Source organism: Nocardia veterana NBRC 100344 (assembly GCF_000308855.1).
GTDB lineage: Bacteria > Actinomycetota > Actinomycetes > Mycobacteriales > Mycobacteriaceae > Nocardia > Nocardia veterana.
In genome coordinates, this window is record NZ_BAGM01000185.1 from 1 (window position 1) to 4,189 (window position 4,189).

Annotated in this window: 4 protein-coding genes; 3 read left to right on the forward strand and 1 reads right to left on the reverse strand. The window is 63.8% G+C overall.

Translation table 11 applies throughout. The features are described 5' to 3' along the window. A partial coding sequence (locus tag ON37_RS26670) for a hypothetical protein (RefSeq protein WP_157171600.1) occupies nucleotides 1-1,590 on the reverse strand: 1,590 nt, incomplete at its 3' end. A gap of 429 nt (nucleotides 1,591-2,019) precedes the next feature. Here ON37_RS26670 and ON37_RS26680 point away from each other — a divergent pair. The 3 genes from ON37_RS26680 to ON37_RS26690 all read left to right on the forward strand — a co-directional run bounded on the left by ON37_RS26680 (nucleotide 2,020) and on the right by ON37_RS26690 (nucleotide 3,941). Next, entirely contained in the window at nucleotides 2,020-2,307 is a 288-nt protein-coding gene (locus ON37_RS26680; protein ID WP_040723195.1) for a DUF6968 family protein, read from the forward strand. A 455-nt stretch (nucleotides 2,308-2,762) separates the two neighbouring features. Next, entirely contained in the window at nucleotides 2,763-3,443 is a 681-nt protein-coding gene (locus ON37_RS33165; RefSeq protein ID WP_157171601.1) for a hypothetical protein, read from the forward strand. A gap of 105 nt (nucleotides 3,444-3,548) precedes the next feature. Next, nucleotides 3,549-3,941 carry a hypothetical protein gene (locus tag ON37_RS26690; RefSeq protein WP_040723197.1) on the forward strand — a complete coding sequence of 131 codons (393 nt, stop codon included), beginning with the start codon at nucleotides 3,549-3,551 and terminating at the stop codon, nucleotides 3,939-3,941. Nucleotides 3,942-4,189: the final 248 nt, after the last annotated feature.

Genomic DNA, 4,189 nt, shown 5'->3' on the forward strand with positions numbered 1-4,189 from the left:
AAGCTCGGCGGCCGATGCCAGGCTGCGGCTCTGCGCAGGAATAGCTGTGATCACATCAGCTGCGCGGGCGACCACTATGCGGGTGTGCTGCTCTGCCGGCAAGTTCGACAGGACATTCGTCGCCATCGTGCAGGCGTCCCGTGACAAGCCGTCGATCGCTTCAGCCACGGCGGCGTCAAGTTCGATGAGGGCAGGGTCGACAAGGACATTCGGCGACCGTCGGTACTGAGTAAGCGCTTCGGCCTGTACTTCGCGCGCCCGGCTGAGATGGCCCATGTAGGTCAGTGTTCCAGACATGTAGAGCAGGAGCCGCTTGTATGTGAACCTGAAGGCTTCATCGCCTGTCGATGCGTCGAGTGTCTGGGTCAGCTGTTGCGCGCGAGCGAGCGCGGACTCGGCGCCGGTGTTGTCCCCGCTGCGGGCCAGAGCTCGCGCCTCTGACGCTGCGGCGAGGGCGGTCGCGTCGCAGGTTATCCCAGCAGCGATCTCCTGGGCGTCGCGCGCGAGCTTCACCGCTGTCCCGAGGTATCCGTAGTAGTACGGCAGCATCGCGTGTTGCACCCGAGCGCGGGCGCGCAACACGCGGTTCCCGGTGTCATCCGCGGCGAGGCGTGCTGTGCCGTACCAGTGATTCGCTGCGCCGATGCGCCCCATCTTCATCAGAGCATCGGCTACCAGCAGCGCGAGGACGGCGGTTGCTCGTGAGAGCCGTGCTTGGACATTGGCAGGCTGACGCTGGGCCGAGATTCGACGAATTTCCAGTAGTTCGGGCACAACCGCGGTGAGGACGGCCGACGGCGAGGTGCTCGTGTAGGTGGCGATACGTTCGTCGACGCGTTCGTCGAGTAGGTCCAGTAGACCCGGACTGACCGTGCTGGAGATGAGCGTGGCTTCAATGGTCGACCGTGCGTCGTCCAACGCCGACCACGTATCGGGGATGGACGCCAATTCAACGGGCGGTGCCGAATCTGTTGCGGCATCTTGCTGCGCGCTGCCGTGTCGCTTTCGCCACGCGGCTTCTCCTTCCGCCACGATTTCGTCGAACCGTTCGCGATCCTCGACTGTGGCACGCTGCCGATACGCGGTGTCGAGGATGGCCTGGGTTCGAGTCCGTGGGGTGACGGTACTCAGACCGGTACGCCAATTGGTGACGGTTGTGGATTCCACACCCAGCATTTCCGCAAAGTCCCGCACCGAATACCGCATGGCCTCCTGCAGGGCCGCTGCTTCGAATCCGGTCCACTCCCGCCCTCTGGCCATATCCCCACCTATTCGCGATCTGCGTATGCGCCTGAACAGTGTGAATACGAACGATACGCCGTCATTAGCCGAACACAACGCGGTTACCCACGAAACCGTCTGGGCGGCAGGCTGAAACCGATTGATCAGCAGCGCGCCGATTGCAGCCCGCTCGATGCCATGGACACAGATGTGGAGGGAGTCGAAATGTACGGGGTGATGAGTCACGACCGCGTTCCAGTGATGACGGTGGGGTACGCCCACACGATCATGCAGGTCCACATCGACTGCGCTTTGTGCATCTGCCCGGTCAAACAGCAAGCGAAGCAGCGCTTGATCGAGGCGAAACACCTTGTACCAGACAGTAATCGGGGGTGATCGTGATGTGGTGGGGACTGAGCATGGCGATCGGCATTCCTGTGGTGGTCGGCTTGCTCGCGGTCGTCTGGCCGGAACGGGTTGCCCGGGGTGAATCCGTCTACGACATCCAGGCACGCGTCGAGGAAGAGAGGCAGCAAGCAGACCAGGCCAATCGTCCGGATCGAGCACCGCATGGATTTGCATCGGATGTCACGGACCGATTGCCCCGGCTGTGGCCAGCAGAAACAAGTTTGTGGGATGGCAGACCTCTGCCTCGTCGAGCCCCATGCCGTACCGCACCCCAAGCACGACCTGGAAGGCAACGAAACGCATAGGCAATTACCAGAACTCGAGTTGCGGCACGAGGATCAACGCCGCAGCGGCACCGTCCAGCCCTGACGAACACGAACAGGAGCACCGATGTCCGAGTGGGCCCATCACGTCATCGCGCGGCGCGAGCTGCGCAGAGCAGGGTCGCTGGTCGTAGTCTCGATCGGCCTGCCGTACCAACAGGAGACAATCACTTGGTATGCGCCGTTTCGCATCGAGGGAATCGAGGTCGAACCATTCCATCACGCTGCCGGCGGCTCCGATTCAGCTCAAGCATTGATCCTCTGCCTGAAAATGATTGCGGCCGTCCTCAACTCGTGGAACTCGGATCACTCGATCACCTGGAACGGCGATCCTGACCTGGGGTTCCCGTCGTAGCGGGAGAGCACCGGAAGTCCTGGCCTAGCCCGTCAGAACGCCCCTGCCGAGACACCGCTCGGCAGGGGCGTTTCGGGCATCCGCCCAGGCCATCGGCCGTTTGCCGAAACCAGTTACAAACGCAGAGGGAGCGGGTTGAAGGGCGAAGACCCGCGAGGTGGGTGCCCGCCCGACAGAAGGCCACCGGTGTTCCCAAAGCTTTGTATAGATGTACGTGCAGTTGCCAGGGGCACTGTTCGCAAGAATTGCCCCCTCAGGTTGTTGCCAGGAAATCGAAAAGGGCTGGGCCGCAGAGTTTTTATTCGACACCCGCTTGACATCGGTACGGGTATGGAGCGTCCATATAGGTGAAACGACGCCGCGCCCCCGACAAGGGGCACCGATATGGCGTGGTTTCCGTCCCGGCCGGGACATGACCGAACACCCACCGAACCCGCTATTCGGGAGGAACAGTCATGTCCACACAAAACATCACCACCCCCGCGACATCCGCGGGGTCCGGCAGTTCGGACGCCGCGGCGACAGCGGCGGATGCACCGGCGCTGCGTACCGACAGCGACAAGGCGTTGTGGTCTGCGTTGGTGCGCCACCCCGGTTCCACCGCGACCGAATTGGCGAACGCGGCAGGGACGGCCGCATCTACCGCGCGCCGCATCCTGTCCCAGTGGGCCGTCACCGGGGCTGCACACCGCGACCGTGTCCCCGACAGCCCCCGCACCGCCGACCGCTGGTCGGTCATCACCACTAATTGCGGCACCGAACGCGGCACTCCCGTAGCAAAGATGGATTCCAGCGTCCCGCCCGGACCGGCTGGCACCGACGCGGCATCCAGTGCCGAATCCGGCCCGACGGGCGACGCAACCGACGACAGCGCCCCCGACACAGGGGCGGCCGATTCCGGGGCGGCAACGGCGCACCAGGAGGGATCGCCCCGATTGGCTCCCGGAGCGTTGCGCGGGCAGGTTGAAGACTTTCTTCGCAATCACCCGACCAGTGAATTCAGCCCGCACGAGATCGGCAAGGCACTGGCCCGTAGCAGCGGAGCCGTACATAACGCTCTCGCAAGGCTCAGCGAGCTGGGCACGGCCCGCCGCACCAGCGACCGGCCGAAGAAATTTGCCCTAGCCAACCCCTAACGGCTGCCGATGCGCCGGAATCGAACTGTGCCCGACTCCGGCGCACTGCACATGTCACCAGTTCGCCCGCCATCATCTCTGTTCGAGAAAGAGCCGTTACCGACCATGAACGACACCGCCTGCGCCCCAGCCATTGTCGCGGCCGCACTACATAGCCTCTTCGCCGCTTCCACGCACGCACCCGACAGCCTCGAGCTGTGGCTGGCCATCACCGCCGAAGCGACCAGCCAGCTCACCACTCCCGACACTGCGCCGTCGTGGCTCCCGGTGTTCACCGTGTACCGCAGCCAGCGCACCGATGCCCGGTACCACCCGGCCACCACTGCCCTGGAGATCACCAGCGGACCACTCACCGGCACCAGCTATGCCGATCCGGCCAGCGCCGCTGACGCGGTCGCCACCGCATACTTCGACTGCGGCCACCACTTCGGCGAACCTCCAACGCGATTGCCCACGTGGCGGCTGTGCCCCAACACGGCACCGCCTCCCCGCGCCTGATCGGACCTGGTGGGACCGGGCAGAACACCTGCCCGGCCCCACCAGCAAGCAGCCGGTGGCGACCTCATCTCGCCAACACTCCGCTTCACAGCCACAGAAGCGGAGAGTCATTGCGGCAGAGGCTATTCGAATCGTTCACTCAAGGGCAGTGCGGCTGGGCTCGTGACCTTTCGGTGGCGAGTACAGCTCACCCAGGAATTGTGATTTACCTCACTCCGTATCCAAAAATGACGTTTTCGACAGCATTT

Coding starts and splice junctions, on each gene's coding strand:
- ON37_RS26680 (WP_040723195.1), top strand. CDS start 2,020: ATGTCCGAGTGGGCCCATCACGTCATCGCGCGGCGCGAGCTGCGCAGA.
- ON37_RS33165 (WP_157171601.1), top strand. CDS start 2,763: ATGTCCACACAAAACATCACCACCCCCGCGACATCCGCGGGGTCCGGC.
- ON37_RS26690 (WP_040723197.1), top strand. CDS start 3,549: ATGAACGACACCGCCTGCGCCCCAGCCATTGTCGCGGCCGCACTACAT.